19 protein-coding genes are annotated in these 19,017 nt (G+C 43.9%); 18 read left to right on the plus strand and 1 reads right to left on the minus strand.

The window, feature by feature from the left end; translation table 11 throughout:
* Window positions 1–41: 41 nt before the first annotated feature.
* The 3 genes from ahpA to rok all read left to right on the plus strand — a co-directional run bounded on the left by ahpA (window position 42) and on the right by rok (window position 2,149).
* Window positions 42–584, plus strand: coding sequence for a biofilm-specific peroxidase AhpA (ahpA, locus tag M1M80_RS07900; protein WP_003238905.1), 543 nt, complete (start codon window positions 42–44; stop codon window positions 582–584).
* 69 nt (window positions 585–653) lie between these two features.
* Window positions 654–1,112, plus strand: coding sequence for a redoxin domain-containing protein (locus M1M80_RS07905; RefSeq protein WP_060398525.1), 459 nt, complete (start codon window positions 654–656; stop codon window positions 1,110–1,112).
* A gap of 452 nt (window positions 1,113–1,564) precedes the next feature.
* A complete protein-coding gene (rok, locus tag M1M80_RS07910; RefSeq protein WP_003238902.1) occupies window positions 1,565–2,149 on the plus strand; it encodes a transcriptional regulator Rok in 585 nt (194 codons plus the stop codon).
* A gap of 41 nt (window positions 2,150–2,190) precedes the next feature.
* Here rok and M1M80_RS07915 read toward each other — a convergent pair whose 3' ends face one another.
* Window positions 2,191–3,156 (minus strand): coiled-coil domain-containing protein, encoded by a 966-nt coding sequence (locus tag M1M80_RS07915; RefSeq protein ID WP_060398526.1) that lies wholly within the window; start codon window positions 3,154–3,156, stop codon window positions 2,191–2,193.
* Between the two features lie 135 nt (window positions 3,157–3,291).
* Here M1M80_RS07915 and M1M80_RS07920 point away from each other — a divergent pair, with 135 nt between their 5' ends.
* From M1M80_RS07920 to M1M80_RS07990, 15 genes are all read left to right on the plus strand, one after another.
* Window positions 3,292–3,891 (plus strand): molybdenum cofactor guanylyltransferase, encoded by a 600-nt coding sequence (locus tag M1M80_RS07920; protein WP_060398527.1) that lies wholly within the window; start codon window positions 3,292–3,294, stop codon window positions 3,889–3,891.
* 50 nt (window positions 3,892–3,941) lie between these two features.
* Window positions 3,942–4,961, plus strand: a complete 1,020-nt coding sequence (locus tag M1M80_RS07925; RefSeq protein ID WP_060398528.1) for a molybdopterin-synthase adenylyltransferase MoeB — start codon at window positions 3,942–3,944, stop codon at window positions 4,959–4,961.
* Between the two features lie 17 nt (window positions 4,962–4,978).
* Window positions 4,979–6,271, plus strand: coding sequence for a molybdopterin molybdotransferase MoeA (locus tag M1M80_RS07930; RefSeq protein WP_060398529.1), 1,293 nt, complete (start codon window positions 4,979–4,981; stop codon window positions 6,269–6,271).
* Window positions 6,232–6,753, plus strand: coding sequence for a molybdopterin-guanine dinucleotide biosynthesis protein B (gene mobB, locus M1M80_RS07935; RefSeq protein ID WP_060398530.1), 522 nt, complete (start codon window positions 6,232–6,234; stop codon window positions 6,751–6,753). Before M1M80_RS07930 ends, mobB begins: the two co-directional genes overlap by 40 nt.
* Entirely contained in the window at window positions 6,753–7,226 is a 474-nt protein-coding gene (locus M1M80_RS07940) for a molybdenum cofactor biosynthesis protein MoaE (protein ID WP_003238892.1), read from the plus strand. Before mobB ends, M1M80_RS07940 begins: the two co-directional genes overlap by 1 nt.
* A complete protein-coding gene (gene moaD / locus M1M80_RS07945; RefSeq protein ID WP_003238889.1) occupies window positions 7,219–7,452 on the plus strand; it encodes a molybdopterin converting factor subunit 1 in 234 nt (77 codons plus the stop codon). The genes M1M80_RS07940 and moaD overlap by 8 nt, the downstream gene beginning before the upstream one ends.
* A gap of 221 nt (window positions 7,453–7,673) precedes the next feature.
* On the plus strand, window positions 7,674–9,431 hold the full coding sequence (locus tag M1M80_RS07950) for an ABC transporter ATP-binding protein (RefSeq protein WP_060398531.1): 1,758 nt from the start codon (window positions 7,674–7,676) through the stop codon (window positions 9,429–9,431).
* Between the two features lie 10 nt (window positions 9,432–9,441).
* A complete protein-coding gene (locus tag M1M80_RS07955) occupies window positions 9,442–11,256 on the plus strand; it encodes an ABC transporter ATP-binding protein (protein ID WP_060398532.1) in 1,815 nt (604 codons plus the stop codon).
* A gap of 114 nt (window positions 11,257–11,370) precedes the next feature.
* Window positions 11,371–12,066: a YknW family membrane protein gene (gene yknW / locus M1M80_RS07960; protein WP_003238885.1), complete on the plus strand. Its 696-nt coding sequence runs from the start codon at window positions 11,371–11,373 to the stop codon at window positions 12,064–12,066.
* Between the two features lie 4 nt (window positions 12,067–12,070).
* Complete coding sequence (locus M1M80_RS07965; protein WP_060398533.1) at window positions 12,071–13,204, plus strand: efflux RND transporter periplasmic adaptor subunit; 1,134 nt, start codon at window positions 12,071–12,073, stop codon at window positions 13,202–13,204.
* Window positions 13,205–13,897: an ABC transporter ATP-binding protein YknY gene (yknY, locus tag M1M80_RS07970; RefSeq protein ID WP_003238881.1), complete on the plus strand. Its 693-nt coding sequence runs from the start codon at window positions 13,205–13,207 to the stop codon at window positions 13,895–13,897.
* A complete protein-coding gene (gene skiZ, locus M1M80_RS07975) occupies window positions 13,894–15,087 on the plus strand; it encodes a sporulation-delaying-protein transporter subunit SkiZ (protein WP_060398534.1) in 1,194 nt (397 codons plus the stop codon). The genes yknY and skiZ overlap by 4 nt, the downstream gene beginning before the upstream one ends.
* A 279-nt stretch (window positions 15,088–15,366) precedes the next feature.
* Window positions 15,367–16,122 carry a DeoR/GlpR family DNA-binding transcription regulator gene (locus M1M80_RS07980; protein ID WP_060398535.1) on the plus strand — a complete coding sequence of 252 codons (756 nt, stop codon included), beginning with the start codon at window positions 15,367–15,369 and terminating at the stop codon, window positions 16,120–16,122.
* Window positions 16,119–17,030: a 1-phosphofructokinase gene (gene pfkB / locus M1M80_RS07985; protein WP_060398536.1), complete on the plus strand. Its 912-nt coding sequence runs from the start codon at window positions 16,119–16,121 to the stop codon at window positions 17,028–17,030. Before M1M80_RS07980 ends, pfkB begins: the two co-directional genes overlap by 4 nt.
* A 14-nt stretch (window positions 17,031–17,044) precedes the next feature.
* The gene (locus M1M80_RS07990; protein WP_060398537.1) at window positions 17,045–18,952 is read left to right on the plus strand and encodes a PTS fructose transporter subunit IIABC; all 1,908 of its coding nucleotides are present in this window, start codon (window positions 17,045–17,047) and stop codon (window positions 18,950–18,952) included.
* Window positions 18,953–19,017: the final 65 nt, after the last annotated feature.

Genomic DNA, 19,017 nt, shown 5'->3' on the forward strand with positions numbered 1-19,017 from the left:
AATCCGGCTTTTAAGCCAAACTATAAATTGGAGGGATACATATGGCGGAACGTATGGTAGGTAAACAAGCTCCTCGTTTTGAAATGGAAGCAGTCCTTGCAAGTAAAGAATTTGGCAAAGTAAGTCTTGAGGAAAACATGAAAAAAGATAAATGGACAGTGCTGTTCTTCTATCCAATGGATTTCACTTTTGTTTGCCCGACAGAAATTACAGCAATGTCTGACCGCTATGACGAATTCGAAGATCTTGATGCAGAAGTAATCGGGGTTTCTACTGATACAATCCATACTCATTTGGCGTGGATTAATACAGACCGAAAAGAAAACGGCCTTGGCCAGCTGAAATATCCGCTTGCTGCTGATACAAACCACGAGGTATCCCGTGAATATGGCGTATTAATCGAAGAAGAAGGTGTGGCCTTGCGGGGATTGTTTATTATCAATCCTGAAGGCGAGCTCCAATATCAAACGGTTTTCCATAATAACATTGGCCGTGATGTTGATGAAACGCTTCGTGTTCTTCAAGCGCTGCAAACTGGCGGACTCTGCCCGGCCAACTGGAAACCAGGCCAAAAAACACTTTAATTCTTTCTAAGAACGAAAAAGGGTCTAACATATTCGTTAGGTCTTTCTGTTTAATAGGAGGGAAAAGCAATGAAATTACGTCAGCCAATGCCTGAATTAACAGGGGAAAAAGCTTGGTTCAATGGTGAAGTAACGAGAGAGCAATTGATCGGGAAAAAGCCGACGCTTATTCATTTCTGGTCCATCAGCTGCCATCTGTGCAAAGAAGTGATGCCGCAAGTGAATGATTTTCGTGATAAATATCAAGATAAACTGAACGTTGTAGCTGTGCATATGCCTCGTTCCGAAGATGACCTTGATCTCGAAAAAATTAAAGATGTAGCTGCTGAACACGACATTACTCAGCCGATTTTTGTCGACAGTGATCATGTTTTAACCGATGCATTTGAAAATGAATATGTGCCTGCATACTATGTGTTTGATCAAACAGGACAGCTCCGTCACTTCCAAGCCGGAGGGAGCGGCATGAAAATGCTTGAAAAACGTGTGAATCGCGTTCTGGCTGAAACAGAACAGGCATCTGAATAGCTCTTCATAAAAAACCTGATCTCTTCAGGTTTTTTTATTTTGTGCAAGAAAGTAATCGGAGAAGAGTAAGAAGCTTATTTTTCCAAATTTGGGCATAGGAAATGGTGATTTGTTTGATTGATACGCTAAAAAAACTGCTAATTTTTTATGTTTTTCCTCAATTTTAGATAAATTTCATATCCCATAACTCGAAAATTGTAGATATTACACTAAATTTCATTAAAGAAGTAAGTAAAATATATATTTTCAACATTATACCAATTGAATTCGAAAGACCCTCAACCCCTTGTGAATAAAGGACTCTTTTGAAAAATAAAACATTTTCAGAAAATAAGGAATTTTTCATAGAGTAAATATAATAGTAAAATGCTAAAATAATAGTTGATAAAATTACTTTTGTAATCTAATATCTTAATTAAAGATGTTAATTTTGATAGGGGGTACATTGAGGAATGTTTAATGAAAGAGAAGCTTTGCGCTTACGATTAGAACAATTAAATGAAGCTGAAGTGAAAGTCATTCGTGAATATCAAATCGAACGTGATAAAATATACGCAAAATTAAGAGAGCTGGACAGAAATGGAAGCCCTTCCGAAGTCAAAAAGGATTTCCGTTCTGAACGAAAAACTGACTCTCTGCCGGTTCTCGCTGAGCTTGCGGCTCAGGAAATCAGAAGCTATCAGCCGCAATCACAACAGCAGTCTGTACAGCCTCAGCTTCAATCTATTTCCTCTCTTCCTGCCGGTATACCTGACGGAACAACACGAAGAAGAAGAGGAACGGCAAGACCGGGATCGAAAGCAGCTAAGCTGCGTGAAGCTGCCATTAAAACATTAAAACGCCACAACGCGGCGATTAAGAGCTCCGAGCTTCAAAAAGAGATTGAAAAAGAAAGTGGTCTTGAAATCCCTAATATGACAACGTTTATGCAAAGCTTAATTAAAATGTACCCGGAAGTGAAAAAACCGTATCGCGGCCAGTACATTTTAGAAGGTGAAATCGAATCAGCTGAATCTGCAGAATCAGCAAATGAATAAACATACAGAAAAACTGCTTGGTGTAGTGCTCAAGCAGTTTTTTATTGAGTTTTTTTCTGTGAAGGTTTGTTTTCTTTTTCAAGATTGAGCTTATATACCCACTTTTGATAAGGTTTTTCCTCAGCGGCTCTGTTTTTCAGCTCTTCGATTGTATGACTCATGGACTGGTCTGATGATTGGGCGCGGACGAGCTGTTTTTGAAGTGCATGTATCTGTTTGGTGACATCTTCAAGTATGGTTTCTACATGATTTGGCTGCGCGTAGACCGCTGGAGCTTCTTCTTCCGTTTTTTCTGTTTGTTTCGTGCCGCCATCAATATCGGCAAAATGAGAAGCAATCCAGGCATCGCTTTCATCAAGCTGCCGTTTATACGATATAATAGTTTCGTGAAATAATTTTTCTTTCGTTTTTTCTATTTCGAGCAGCCTTTCTTTCGTTTCTATGATTCGGTCTTTCATATGATCAACTTCTATTTTGATATGTTTTAGCTGATATTCTTTTTCTACCATTTGCTCTTTTAGACGGCCGTTTTCGGCTTTTATCATTTCGGTTTGCTGTTTTGCTTGAAGCAGTGCGTTCTGTTTCTGCTCAATAGAGGCCTGAAGATGGCTGATTCGTTGATGCAGATGTTTATTTTCTTCTTCAATTTTAATTTTAGCGATATGAAGTTTATGTTTTTCTTGGATTTCGGCTTTGCGTTTGTAGGTTTCAGCAGAAAGTAGCTCCTGCAAAGCAACGATTTTATCAAGCAGTTCAGCTCTTATTTGGTGCAGGGTATGGCTGGTATGGGAGGCGTGTTTTTCTTTCGTTGACATGTTTGTTAATTCGGCAGACAGCTGCTGGAGTTTTTCTTTCATATCGTTATTTTCTTTGAGCAGTTTGTTATTTTTCTGATGGAAGTAGCTTGCTTCAAGTTCGGCAATCAGCTTATGGCACCTTGAAAGCTCTGATTTTAAGTAAAGGTTCTCCTGAGACACGTCGTGGAAAAAAGGACCTGATCTTTTCATTCGAACCATCTCCCTCATGATGTTAACACTACAATATGCAAATACTGAACAGCTATTCCTCTTTAATAAACAGACAAGCAGTGGCGTCGGGGCTTTGCTTTTGCTATGCTTTTAACGAACTAGAGGTGAGATGACATGGAGCATATAAACGTACTGCTGGCAGGGGGAGCCTCACGGCGCTTCGGAGAACCGAAGGCGTTTGTGAAATGGAGGGGCAGGATGTTTTACGAATGGGCCAAAAGGGCGCTTGGAGAACATACGGTTATCATCAGCCGTCCTGAGTTTATTGATAGATTTCAAGAAAACGGTGAAAATGAAGTGTATCAAGATGCTGAGCCTTTTCAAGGCATGGGGCCATTGGCTGGTATATATACCGCTTTTAAAAAGACAAACGGTGATCTTTATACCGTTCTTTCCTGTGACACGCCGCTGATACAAAGAAGGACGATGCTGGAGCTCGAGCGTTTGATGACTGCCGGTACAGACGCGGTTGTCCCGATTTCAGACGGACGGGAGCAGCCATTGATTGCAATGTACCATAAAAGAATCATGCCCATTCTATATGATCAGCTTTCTGAGAAGAGATTAAGAATTTCAGATTTGTTAGATCGAATTTCGGTTTGTTACGTACACGCTGAAGAAATTGGGGCAAATCCGGCTGAGTTTATCAACATTAATACACGCGAGGATTTTAACGGTTTGGAAGAAAAAACGGATTCCTTCAGGTGGGACTGATGGGGCAAAAACATGTTAAGATGACATAAAAGATAAGGAGAACAGGTTTGATGGAGGAGCGTTATTCACGGCAAATCAGATTTAAACAAATAGGGGAAAAGGGCCAGAAAAGACTGGGAGACAGCCATGTCCTGGTTGTCGGAGCGGGGGCGCTTGGCACTGCAGGAGCTGAAGGGCTTGCGAGAGCGGGAGTCGGCACCATTACCATTATTGACCGTGACTATGTGGAGTGGAGCAATCTGCAGAGGCAGCAGCTTTATACAGAAAGCGATGCCAAGCTCCGCATGCCGAAAGCCATGGCTGCCAAAGAGCATCTCTCAGTGATTAACAGCGGAATACATATTGAGGCCCATGTTGCCGAAGGAACGGCCGAAACGCTTGAACCGCTGATTGAAAAAGCAGATGTCGTGATCGACGCGACAGATAATTTTGAAACCCGCATGCTGATAAACGATCTTGCCCAGAAAACAAAGACACCGTGGGTCTATGGCGCTTGTGTAAGCAGCCAAGGGATGTTCATGACGATTATTCCGGGAGAAACCCCTTGTCTATCTTGTTTGTTTGAGCAAATTCCTGTCGGGGGGGCGACGTGTGATACTGCTGGCATCATTCCGCCCGCTGTGCATATCGTTTCTGCCTATCAGCAGGCTGAGGCTTTAAAGCTGCTAACCGGCCAAACAGACGCGATACAGCGCGGTTTTGTGACATTCGATGTCTGGAACAACTCGCATATGAAGATTAACGTTAATCATGTACGCCGTGAGGATTGCCCGTCTTGCGGAACACATGCGGTTTATCCTTATCTCCAAGACTGGAACACACCAAAAGCCGCTGTACTGTGCGGCCGTGATACAGTTCAGATAAGGTCGGAGTCATTAAAAAGAATTCCGAAACAGGAGCTCATCAAGCGGCTGAAAACAATTGGCAAGGTCGAGGCCAATGCGTTTTTGCTGCATATTTTTTACGAGGATTTTAGAATTGTCATATTCAATGACGGACGTGCACTGGTGCATGGAACAAATGATGTGAAAGAAGCCAATTCCGTGTTGGCAAGAGTAATTGGATTGTAACAACAGGAGGGGTCAGAATGCTGGAGAAAAGAACACCGATACCGGTAGACGAGGCAGTTCGGCGTGTCTGCCATTTTCAAAAACAAGGGGAAACAGAATGGGTGACGCTTGAAGACAGCCTTCATCGATTTTTAGCTGAAGACGTAACAGCAGATCACCACGTACCCGCATTTGACCGTTCACCATACGACGGTTTTGCCGTCAGAGCGTGCGATACGGCTGAAGCTTCACGTGAGAACCCGGTTCGGTTTGAAGTCATTGACCATATCGGAGCGGGGGCTGTATCTGAAAAAGAACTTGGCCCGTTTGAGGCCGTGCGGATTATGACTGGCGCGCAAATCCCTGAAGGGGCTGATGCTGTCGTCATGATTGAGCTGACTCAACCCTTTGAGAAGAATGGGAAGGCGTTTATGTCTTTAAAACGCCGTTTTCAGCCAGGGGATAATATTTCAAAAACAGGTGAAGACGCTCAAAAAGGGAGTGTTTTATTGAGAAAGGGCACCCGAGTGACACCAGGAGTGACTGCGCTTTTGGCAACGTTCGGATACGCATCTGTGCCTGTCGTGAGAAAGCCTGTTGTCGGGATTATCGCAACCGGTACCGAATTGCTGAATGTCAGTGATCCGCTGGAGCCGGGGAAAATCCGCAACAGCAATGCCAGTATGGTGTATGCGCAAGTAATAGAAGCAGGCGCATCACCGCTTTATTTAGGGAAAATTTCTGATGATCTGGATAAAAGCTTTGCCGCGGTCAAAGAAGCGATGAAAAAGGTTGATTTTCTGATTACAACTGGCGGTGTGTCGGTTGGTGATTTTGACTTTTTGCCTGCGATCTATGAAAAACTCGGAGCGGACGTGCTCTTTAATAAAGTTGCCATGCGCCCGGGCAGCGTGACGACGGTGGCGCATGCAAACGATATGCTGCTGTTTGGCCTGTCGGGTAATCCGTCGGCATGCTATGTCGGCTTTGAACTGTTTGTCAAACCGATGATCCAGACATGGCTTCTCAATGAAAAACCTCATTCGATTTGTGCGGAAGCTGTTTTGACTAACGATTTTCCAAAGCCGAACCCCTTTACCCGATTTGTTCGTGCTTTCGTATATCATCAGGAAGGAAAGCTGTTGGCGGAACCCGTCGGATTAGATAAGTCCAGCTCCGTCACGTCACTTGCAGAAGCAAATGCGTTTATTATCCTGCCGGGCGGCACGAGAGGATATGAATCAGGCAGAACGGTTCAAGTGCTGCTCATCAGAGAAGAGAATGGAAGTGAATGGCCTTGGTCCGTCCTTTCCCGATCGTCCAAGTTGTAGGATTTCAAAACAGCGGGAAAACAACGTTTATCGAGCGCATCCTTGAAAAAGCCTTTGAACAGGAGCTCAATTTAGGCTGCCTAAAGCACCACGGTCACGGCGGTGAACCGCAAACGTTCACTGAAGGAAAAGACACTGACCGTTATCGAGCGGCAGGTGCTAGTGTGACAGCAGTAGAAGGTGCTGGTGTGTTACAGCTGACAGCCCGCCGCAATTGGGATTTGCCGCGGCTGATTGAGTTATATCGGTTTCTAGAAACAGACTGCCTTCTGATTGAAGGCTTTAAAAAAGCCCCTTATCCTAAAGTGGTTATACTAAGCAAAAAGGAAGATCTAGAAGCGCTGCAGGCAGTAAATACAATCGCCATCATCTATAGAAAAAAAGAGCATATGACAGAGCATCAGGGATTACCCGTTTTTCATGCGGATGATCCGGTTGCTGTGGATTTTGTGCTTTCACAGCTGAAGGGGGAATCTGCATAATGGAACGGTTTGAGATCACGAAAACACCCATTATTACTGAAGACATCATCAAAAAAGTGGAGAAACGGGAAGCAGGGGCAATTACGACATTTATTGGCACGGTTCGGGAATGGACAAACGGAAAAAGAACGGTTCGGCTGGAATATGAGGCATATGAACCGATGGCCGTGCAAATGCTGGCTCAAATCGGCGCTGAAATCGAAGAAAAATGGGAAGGTGCTTCAGCTGCGATCACGCACCGTATAGGTGTGCTGGATATCGGTGAAGCAGCGGTAGTGATCGCTGTATCATCTCCCCATCGGAAAGCTGCTTATGAAGCCAATGAGTATGCGATCGAACGAATTAAACAGATTGTGCCGATTTGGAAAAAAGAAATTTGGGAAGACGGTGAGCAATGGATCGGCGACCAGCTTGAAACAACAGCTTATCCGAACGGAAAACCAGACTTAAGCGGGGGAGAGCAGCATGATTAAAATTCTTTTATTTGCAGGGCTTGCTGAACAGGCCGGCAAACAAGCATTGGAAATAGATATGGAACAAGCAACTACAGACGAAATAAAAGCGAATCTAAAAGAACAATACGGCCTTGCATCCATTGATACAGCTATGATTGCTGTTAACGAAAGCTATGTAAAGGAAAATACTTCTGTATCTTCAGGTGACACGGTAGCCATCATTCCGCCGGTCAGCGGTGGATGAAAACCGGACGGCATTCAGCCATCCGGTTTTTCTGTATTTTTTCGCATATCCCCAAGTATCCTCAGCATACAATGATTTTCTGTAAGCGTTTATTCTACATAAGGGACTCCCTATAAAGTAAGAGACTCACTCCAACATTAGACTGAATTTTTGAAAAACGATAGAAATTTATTTCGGGTATCGATATAGTAAAGAAGATATAAACGAGAAAGGTGCTGGATATGGAGACATTTAAAAGATTAAAAATGTTTTATTGGCCGTACAGAAAGGTGTTTATGTGGTCGCTTCTCGCCATGTTTTTGATGACTGCGATTACTGTCGTTTACCCGATTATCCTGCAAATTACGATTGATGAAATCGTGCTGGGGAGGCAGTATCAGCTTGCAGCATGGGTCAGTTTAGGATTTATTGCGGTAATGGCCCTGAAAGGAACCGCCACTTTTTTTCATCAATATTTAGGTGATATGTTCGGGATCAAATCCGTTTATCGGCTGAGAAATGGCCTCTATGAAAAACTGCAGAGGCTTTCTTTTTCTTATTATGATAACGCGAAAACAGGTGATTTGATGTCCAGGCTGACAGCTGATGTTGAAGGGCTTCGTTTTTTCTTATCATACGGTCTCGCTGAGCTCATTCGATTCGTCCTGCTGGTCGCCATCAGCCTGTCGGTCATGTTTTACTATTCTGTTCCACTTACGCTTGTAACAATAGCTGTTCTGCCATTTCTCGCTGTTGCTGTATATCAGTTTGACAAAAGGGTCCATCCGGCCTTTAGAGGCATCCGCAAATCGTTTGCGACACTCAATACAAAAGTTCAGGAAAATATCAGCGGCATCAATACGGTGAAATCTCTTTCCAGAGAGGATTTTCAGATCAGCACTTTCAATAAAGCCAATGCGGAATACAGGGCACAGTATTTACAAACATCATCCATTTGGTCTGCGTATTTCCCCTTGATGGAATTTATCGGTAATGTTTCTATTGTTGCTCTTCTCTCATACGGCGGCTACTTGGTTATGCAAAATCAGCTCAATCCCGGTGAGCTTGTCGCTTTTTTCAGTCTCGTGAATTATATGATGTGGCCGATTATGAACTTAGGTTTTGTAATCAATATGTTCTCTCAAGCAAAAGCGTCAGGTGAACGCCTGCTGGAAATTCTGGAAAAAGAAGAAGACATCGCAGACCATGCTCATGCTTTGCATAAACAAAAATTAACCGGCAATGTCCATTTCAAAAATGTTTCTCTTGCATACGGAAAAGAACAAACAAACGCGCTGCGCAATGTAAGCTTTGAGGCAAACAGCGGGAAGGTAATCGGCCTATTGGGCCCGACAGGTTCAGGCAAAAGCTCAGTTACACAGCTCCTCACTAGATTTTACAGCCCTGTTGGCGGAATGATTACCATTGATCACAAGCCCCTCACAGATTATTCATTAAAAACCCTTCGCTCCAATATCGGGGTCGTACTTCAAGAATCTTTTCTGTTTTCATCTACGATTCGAGCAAACATTTCGTACGGGAGGCCGGATGCCTCAATGGAAGACATCATCGAAGCCGCAAAAAGGGCGCAGGCTCACGACTTTATTATGGAGCTTCCTGACGGATATGACACCATGCTGGGAGAGAGGGGAATGGGGCTGTCCGGCGGACAGAAACAGCGTATAGCCATTGCGAGAGCCATTTGCTTGAACCCGAGCATTTTAATATTGGATGACGCCACAAGCGCAGTAGATATGCAAACGGAGCACAGCATACAGCTTGCCTTAAAAGAAGTCATGAAAAACCGCACAACCTTTATCATCGCTCACCGCATTTCTTCACTGAAACACGCCGATGAAATTCTCGTTTTTGATAAGGGGCGCATTTGTGAAAGGGGAACACATCAAGAGCTTCTTGAAAAAGGCGGCTATTATAAAAAGATTTACGATTTGCAATACCGTGATGTCAAATTGATCAATGAGCCGCATCAGGTCGGATAGGGAGGGCCATATGAAACAAGCAAAAAAACAGGGGATTTTGGAGCGTTTCTATTATTCTTCAGATGAAATCATTGAAAAGCCGTTTAACTGGGCTCAAATGTGGCGGCTGCTGAGCTATGTCAAACCATATCGAAAAACAATTTTGCCGCTTTCCTTTCTCACCGTATTGATTGGGACTGCTGTAAAGCTTGTGATTCCTATTCTGATCGGCGTTTATGTTCTCGATCAAGCCATTACAGCGAGAAACTCGGGGCTGCTGATCCAGCTCATTTTCATCATTAGCGGTTTATATGTCCTCAATTATGCCGCCAATGTGTTAAGAATCAGGTGGATGAATCAGCTTGGCCAGCATGTGATATACGATTTGCGGCAGCATTTATTTACCCATGTGCAGCGCTTATCCCACCGATTTTTTGATCAGCGGTCGGCCGGGTCGATCTTGGTCAGGGTTATGAATGATATTAACTCTCTTCAGGAGCTCTTTACAAGCGGAGTCATCAACTTATTGACGGACTTGCTGCTTTTGGCCGGCGTTATTATCATTTTGTTTACGCTGAGTCCTGAGCTGACTATCGCCATCATGGTGACACTGCCAATTATGTTTTTTATTTCAACAAGTCTAAGGAAAAAAATACGCCGCTCCTGGCAATCGGTGCGTCTAAAGCAATCGAAGCTAAACTCTCATTTGAATGAAAGCATTCAGGGCATCCGTGTCACACAGGCATTTACGCAGGAAGAAGAAAACATGGCGTATTTTGACGGCGTTAATCAGGAGAACTATCAATCTTGGCAGGAAGCAACAAGAAAAAATGCCATGTTCCGTCCGCTGGTAGAAATGACGAATGCGATTGGAACAGCTGTCTTAATTTGGTATGGCGCCACACTCATCATGAATGAAACCATCACGATTGGCGTCTTCGTTTCTTTTGCCTTCTATTTGGGCATGTTTTGGGAACCTATCTCGAGACTGGGCCAGGTCTATAACCAGCTGTTAATGGGGATGGCATCATCAGAGCGGATTTTTGAGTTTCTGGACGAACAGCCAAATGTCAAGGAGAAGCCGGATGCCATTCATAAGAAAACGATAAATGGAGAGATCAGCTTTGAAGAGGTTGAATTTTCCTATGATGAAAAACGAAAAGCCCTTCACGCTGTTTCCTTCTCTATCCCGGCGGGCTCGACGCTTGCGCTTGTCGGGCATACGGGAAGCGGGAAAACGACGATCGCCAACTTAATCAGCCGTTTTTATGATGCCACGGGAGGCGCGATTAAAATAGACGGTATTCCGATTAAGGATCTTTCTCTTGCCAGTTTGCGCTCTCAAATCAGCATTGTGCTGCAAGATACATTTATTTTCTCCGGGACCATCATGGAAAATATTCGTTTTGGACGGCCGGGTGCTTCAGACGAAGAGGTGATGAAAGCTGCCCAAGCGGTCGGAGCGGATGAGTTTATATCTGGTTTAGCAGAAGGATACAAAACAGAGGTGGAGGAAAGGGGCAGCGTACTGTCTGCCGGACAGCGCCAGCTCATTTCCTTTGCAAGAGCATTGCTTGCCGATCCGGCTATTATCATCCTCGACGAAGCAACGGCAAGTATTGATACAGAGACGGAGGTGAAAATTCAGCAAGCTTTGAAAACGTTGCTGAAAGGGCGTACAGCAGTGATGATCGCCCACAGATTGTCCACGATCCGCGACGCCGACCGTATCATTGTTCTTGATCACGGCAAGAAAATGGAAGAAGGAAACCATGAGCAGCTGCTCGCTAAAGGAGGCATCTATGCCGGGCTTGTGAAAGCGCAATACAGTACAGCGATAGAATAAGAGCAAAAGCCTTCAGTTATATACTGCAGGCTTTTCGAATTTTATTAGAAAAACATGAAACTTTTTGATACTTCTCCCGTATGATCTGTTAGATATTCTCAAGGAGGTTTTGGAATGGAAACAAATGTAGAAAAAAACAGCGGAATGGTGACTGAAAAGCCGTCACTTTTCGGAGTGATCACAAATCCGGCCGTTCAATTTGAAAGAATAAGAGAAAGGCCGGCTGTATGGGGACCGCTTTTTATTGTTGCAGCGATTATCATCGTTGGCGCGGTGTTGCAATCACTCGGTACGGATTATAGTGAGCTTTTGAAAAACGGGGACACTCAAGGGTTATCAGCTGAACAAATTGAAACTGTCGCAACCATAACCAAATTTGGAGGAATGGCAGGGGCTATTTTAGGCGGTATCGCAGCGTTATTTATTGCCCCTCTTATTTATTGGCTCTGTGTGAAAATATCAGGCGGGGTTACGTCATACAAAAAAATGCTTTCTCTCGGTCTATTTGTCTCTTTGATTAGCAGCCTTGGATTATTGATTAATGGAATCGTTGCTTTTACAACTGATGCGAGCTCTCTTTACAGTATGACGTCATTGGCAGGAATTATTCCTTCTGACGGAGCTCTCGCCAGTGTGTTGAACACCTTTGAGATATTCAGCATATGGAGCTATGTATTACTAGCAATCGGACTTCACAAAACAGGCGGCATCTCAAAAAAAGCAGGATGGATTTCAGTGATTGTTCTTTTCGGGATTTTGGTCGCATTTTCGTTCTTTTCAGGTTTAATCAATTCTGTGGCGGGTGCATAAACTCATGAAAAAAGTTTGGATCGGAATTGGAATCGCCGCTTTAGTCGCTCTTTTTATTGGAATAAATATATACCGGTCTGCCGCTCCGACAAGCGGCAGCGCCGGCCAGAATATACAGACGGGAAGACTCGAAGAAAAAGAAATCTCGTCAACGGTTATGGTTCCCGGCACACTTAAATTTTCAAATGAACAGTATGTGTTCTATGAAGCGGATAAAGGGACATTAGAAGACATTAAAGTGAAGGAAGGCGATAAAGTTAAAAAGGACACGCCTTTAGTCACCTATACAAATGAGCAGCTGAGCCTGGAAAAAGAACAGAACCAGTTAACGGCTGAATCGAATCAGCTTCAAATTGACCAAATTCAAGAAAAGATAAAAGCGTTAGACAATAAAGAAAAAGAACTGGCAAAACAGGTTGGAAAGAAAGAAGCAGAAAAACAAATTGAGTCTGAACGGACGGAGCTTCAAATGCAGGAAAAAACAGCTGAGATCGAATTAAAACAAACCGAGCTTCAGCGGCAGTCACTTGCCAGTCGGGTATCAGATCTTGAAGTGAAAAGCGAAATCGAAGGCACTGTTATTTCTGTCAACCAAGAAGCGGCATCCAAAAAATCAGATATTCAAGAGCCTGTCATACATATCGGCAACCCAAAAGACCTTGTCGTCTCAGGGAAATTGTCTGAATACGATACACTGAAAGTCAAAAAAGGCCAGAAGGTCACACTCACTTCAGATGTTATCCAGGATAAAACATGGAAAGGCATAGTTTCCGCTGTCGGACTTGTTCCGGATCAGCAGGAAAGCACTGCGGCACAAGGAACAGAACAAGCAGTCCAATACCCCCTTCAAGTGAAAATAAAAGGGAAGCTTCCAGAAGGAAAGCCAGGCTTTAAATTCATCATGAATATTGAAACAGATAAGCGGAAAGCAAATACGCTTCCTTCAAAGGCAGTTAAAAAAGAAGATGATCAATATTATGTGTATACAGTAAAAGACGGAAAAGCAAAACGAGTTGATGTCAAAATCGGTGAAGTAACAGATGATCTGACAGAAATTAAAGAAGGAATTTCTCAAGATGATCAAGTCATTTTGAATCCTTCTGATCAGGTGACCGATGGAACGGAAGTGAAAGCATAAATGATTCAGCTTTCTAATGTGCGAAAAAGCTATCAGATCGGCAGGGAAACGTTTGATGTTCTCCATTCTATTCATTTGGACATCCATCAAGGGGAATATGTCTCAATTATGGGGCCGTCAGGATCAGGGAAATCGACGATCATGAATATTATCGGCTGCCTTGACCGGCCGACTTCCGGTACGTATAAATTGGACGGCGAAGATATTTCTTCATATAAAGATAAAGAATTGGCGGCAGTCCGTAACCGGTCCATCGGTTTTGTATTTCAGCAATTTCAGCTTCTTCCGCGGCTGAATGCAAAAAAAAACGTCGAGCTGCCGATGATTTATTCCGGGATAGGCAAAAAAGAACGTCAAGAGCGGGCTGAGAGAGCGTTGGAAAAAGTCGGGTTAGCTGATCGAATGCTCCACATGCCCAATGAGCTGTCGGGCGGGCAGAAGCAGCGGGTGGCGATTGCGAGGGCGATCGTGAATGAGCCAAAATTGATTTTAGCTGATGAACCGACCGGCGCGCTTGATACGAAAACAAGCGCGGCGATTATGGATCAATTTACAGCATTAAATGCCGAGGGGACGACAATCGTTCTTGTTACTCACGAGCCGGAGGTTGCAGATTGTACGAATCGGATCATCATGGTGCGTGACGGAAACATTGTTCCTGCCAGCTCCGGGCAAAGGAGCGTGGGAGAATGAGCCTGTTAGAGAACATCAGAATGGCTCTAAGCTCTGTCCTTGCCCATAAAATGCGTTCGATCTTAACGATGCTCGGTATTATCATTGGTGTAGGATCTGTCATTGTCGTCGTTGCGGTAGGGCAGGGCGGCGAGCAAATGCTGAAACAGTCGATCAGCGGTCCGGGAAATACCGTGGAGCTGTACTACATGCCAAGTGATGAGGAGCTTGCAAGCAATCCGAACGCCGCAATTGAATCTACGTTTACAGAAAACGATATTAAAGGTTTAAAAGAGATAGAGGGCATCAAACAAGTCGTTGCTTCCACTTCTGAGAGTATGACAGTGCGTTATCATGAGGAAGAAACGGATGTTACGATTAACGGAATAAACGATGGATACATGAATGTCAATTCTTTAAAAATAGAAAGCGGCAGATCCTTTACCGACAATGATTTTCTCGCGGGGAAAAGAGCCGGAGTCATCTCTCAAAAGATGGCAGAAGAGCTGTTTGATAAAACCTCCCCTCTCGGTGAAGTAGTCTGGGTCAACGGACAGCCTGTTGAAATTATCGGCGTGCTGAAAAAAGAAACAGGCTTGCTTTCTTTCGGTTTAAGTGAAATGTATGTGCCATTTAATATGATGAAATCCTCTTTTGGCACAAGTGATTTCAGTAACGTATCATTGCAAGTCGAATCAGCAGACAACATAAAATCAGCTGGAAAAGAAGCTGCACAGCTGGTAAATGACAATCATGGCACAGAGGATTCTTATCAAGTGATGAACATGGAAGAGATTGCTGCCGGAATTGGCAAAGTAACGGCGATTATGACGACAATTATCGGCTCAATTGCAGGCATCTCTCTTTTGGTCGGCGGAATCGGTGTTATGAATATTATGCTCGTATCAGTCACAGAACGGACGCGAGAAATCGGAATCAGAAAATCACTCGGTGCGACGAGGGGGCAGATTCTGACTCAGTTTTTAATTGAATCAGTCGTATTGACGCTTATCGGCGGACTGATTGGGATTGGAATCGGATACGGAGGGGCCGCGCTTGTTTCTGCCATTGCGGGCTGGCCGTCACTCATATCCTGGCAGGTTGTATGCGGGGGCGTGCTTTTCAGTATGCTCATTGGTGTTATTTTCGGCATGCTTCCTGCAAATAAAGCCGCAAAGCTTGATCCGATTGAAGCTCTGCGTTACGAGTAGCCTCTTGCAACATGCATGAGGCTTTTTTATGTTTAGTGATTTCTACTACGAATATAAAAGACTTTTTTCATTAAAATAAGAAGAAAATGTCGTACAATTGTCCTTATTTTTGTCGAATTTACAGTTTACAAACCCTATAGACATGCGTTAATATGGAGAAACGTGAAAGATTTTGATAGTTATTGAATGAATTTGAATGATTTTAGTTGCCTAAACTGAAAATAGCGTTTACAATGAAATTGTATTCAAAATGAATACGTTTTCATTAGGAGGTGAAGCATGCTAACTCCTGAACGGCATCAATTGATTATTGATCAAATAGAAAAGTATGATGTGGTAAAAATTCAAGAGCTCATAAATCTGACAAATGCTTCTGAATCAACAATCAGAAGAGATTTATCGACACTTGAAGAACGCGGTTTTTTAAAGCGTGTTCATGGGGGAGCTGCCAAGCTTTCCGATATCAGACTTGAACCCGATATGCTTGAAAAATCATCCAAAAACCTTCACGATAAATTGAAGATTGCTGAAAAAGCGGCTTCACTTTTAGAAGAAGGGGATTGCATTTATCTTGATGCAGGCACGACGACTTTGCACATGATTGATTTTATGGATAAAAACAAAGATATTGTCGTTGTCACAAACGGGGTGATGCATATCGAAGCATTAATAAGGAAAGAAATTTCTTTTTATCTGCTTGGAGGATACGTAAAGCACAGAACGGGAGCGGTTATTGGAGGCGCTTCACTGATTGCCATGGATCAGTACAGATTCGATAAGAGTTTTCTGGGGACAAACGGTGTCCATACAGAGGCTGGATTCACAACGCCGGACCCTGATGAGGCCCTTTTAAAACAGAAAGCTGTCAAACAGGCAAAACACGCTTACGTCTTAGCAGACCCTTCGAAATTCGGAGAAATTTCATTTTCGGCATTCGCCGGAATAGGCGACGCAACAATCATTACGACTGACGCTGAAGAGCTTACATTCGATAATTACCAAGAAAAAACTGTCGTAAAGGTAGTGAAACCATGATTTACACTGTAACACTTAATCCATCTGTCGATTATATTGTTCACGTTGAAGATTTTACTGTAGGAGGCCTGAACCGTTCCGTATACGATACAAAGTATCCAGGGGGCAAAGGCATCAACGTATCGAGACTGCTGAAAAGACACCATGTACCGTCTAAAGCGCTCGGATTCGTCGGCGGATTTACCGGAGAATATATCAAAACGTTTTTGCGGGAAGAAAACCTGGAAACAGCTTTTTCTGAAGTAAAAGAAGATACCCGTATCAATGTAAAGCTGAAAACTGGTGATGAAACTGAAATTAACGGGCAGGGACCTACAATTTCGGATGAAGATTTCAAAGCCTTTTTAGAACAGTTCCAATCTTTGCAAGAGGGAGATATCGTCGTTCTTGCAGGAAGCATTCCATCTTCACTGCCTCACGATACTTATGAAAAAATCGCAGAGGCCTGCAAACAGCAGAACGCGCGAGTTGTTCTGGATATCTCAGGCGAGGCGCTTTTAAAAGCGACAGAAATGAAACCGTTTTTGATGAAGCCAAACCATCATGAGCTGGGAGAAATGTTCGGCACGACAATTACATCTGTTGAAGAAGCTGTTCCTTATGGGAAAAAGCTTGTAGAACAAGGTGCTGAACATGTAATCGTATCCATGGCCGGAGACGGAGCGCTTCTGTTTACGAAGGAAGCTGTTTACTTTGCTAACGTGCCAAAGGGGAAATTGGTAAACTCAGTCGGAGCAGGAGATTCAGTCGTTGCAGGTTTTCTTGCCGGTATTTCCAAACAGCTGCCGCTTGAAGAAGCATTCCGCTTAGGAGTGACATCAGGCAGCGCTACCGCGTTCTCTGAAGAACTTGGAACAGAAGAATTTGTCCAGCAGCTTCTTCCTGAAGTTAAGGTCACACGTCTATAGAGGAGGAAACAAAAGTGAAAATAACTGAGCTTTTAACGAAGCATACGATAAAGCTTAATATTGAGAGCAAAGAAAAAGAAAATGTTATTGACGAAATGGTCACTGTTCTTGATAAGGCTGGAAAGTTAAATGACCGACAAGCCTACAAAGAAGCCATTTTAAATCGTGAGAGCCAGAGCTCAACGGGTATTGGTGAAGGAATCGCTATCCCGCATGCGAAAACGGCAAGCGTTATCAACCCAGCGATTGCGTTCGGACGTTCTAAAGACGGTGTCGATTATGAATCATTAGACGGCCAGCCGGCTCACTTGGTGTTCATGATCGCTGCGACTGAAGGCGCAAACAACACTCACCTTGAAGCATTGTCAAGACTTTCAACGCTGCTAATGCGTGAAGAAATCCGAAAGCAGCTCCTTGAAGCTGAGTCAGAAGATGCCATCATCGACATTATTAATCAGCACGATAAAGATGATGACGAAGAGGAAGAGGAAGAAGAAGCGGCACCAGCACCTGCCGGAAAAGGGAAAATCCTAGCGGTTACTGCATGTCCGACAGGTATTGCACACACATTCATGGCTGCTGATGCCCTTAAAGAAAAAGCGAAAGAGCTTGGTGTGGACATTAAGGTCGAAACAAATGGGTCAAGCGGTATTAAGCACAAGCTGACTGCCCAAGAAATTGAAGATGCACCTGCAATCATTGTTGCAGCGGACAAGCAGGTTGAAATGGAGCGCTTTAAAGGCAAGCGCGTGCTTCAAGTACCTGTTACAGCAGGTATCAGACGCCCGCAAGAGCTTATCGAAAAAGCGATGAATCAAGATGCGCCGATTTATCAAGGAAGCGGCGGTGCTTCTTCAGCTTCAAACGATGAAGATGAAGCAAGAGGAAAGTCTGGCAACAGCATCGGAAGCGCGTTTTATAAGCATTTGATGAGCGGTGTCAGCAACATGCTTCCGTTCGTAGTCGGCGGCGGTATCCTCGTTGCCATTTCATTCTTCTGGGGAATTAATTCATCTAAAGTAGAAGATCCTAGCTACAATGTTTTTGCTGCAGCGCTTAAATTTATTGGGGAAAATAATGCTCTTGCATTAATTGTTGCGGTTCTTGCTGGTTTTATTGCAATGAGTATTGCGGACCGTCCGGGGTTTGCCCCTGGTATGGTGGGCGGATTTATGGCCTCACAAGCACATGCAGGGTTTTTAGGAGGTTTAATAGCCGGGTTCCTAGCTGGTTACATTGTCATTCTTTTGAAAAAAGCTTTTGTCTTTGTTCCACAGTCACTTGACGGATTAAAGCCTGTTTTGATTTACCCACTGCTTGGTATTTTCTTAACTGGAATATTGATGCAATTTGTTGTCAATACACCAGTAGCGGCATTTATGGATTTCTTAACAAACTGGCTTCAAAGCCTTGGTACTGGTAATCTTGTATTAATGGGTATTATCTTGGGTGGTATGATGGCGATCGATATGGGCGGCCCGCTTAATAAAGCAGCCTTTACGTTCGGTATCGCGATGATTGATGCAGGCAACTATGCGCCTCATGCAGCGATCATGGCAGGCGGTATGGTTCCTCCGCTTGGTATCGCACTTGCAACAACAATTTTCCGAAACAAGTTCTCTCAGCGTGACCGTGAAGCAGGTATTACATGCTACTTCATGGGTGCTGCTTTCGTAACAGAGGGAGCGATTCCGTTTGCTGCGGCAGATCCGCTTCGCGTCATTCCAGCTGCTGTCGTTGGTGCAGCTGTTGCCGGCGGATTAACAGAATTCTTCCGTGTAACGCTTCCGGCCCCTCACGGAGGAGTATTCGTAGCCTTCATTACAAACCACCCGTGGCTATACCTATTAAGTATCGTGATCGGTGCTGTTGTGATGGCAATCATCCTCGGTATCTTAAAAAAACCTGTTACAGAGAAATAAGAAAAAGCGTCCTTCATTCGAAAGGACGCTTTTTCTTTATCCTGCTGGCGGGAGCGCGGTTAAGT

It is taken from the genome of Bacillus inaquosorum, from assembly GCF_023238325.1.
GTDB lineage: Bacteria > Bacillota > Bacilli > Bacillales > Bacillaceae > Bacillus > Bacillus inaquosorum.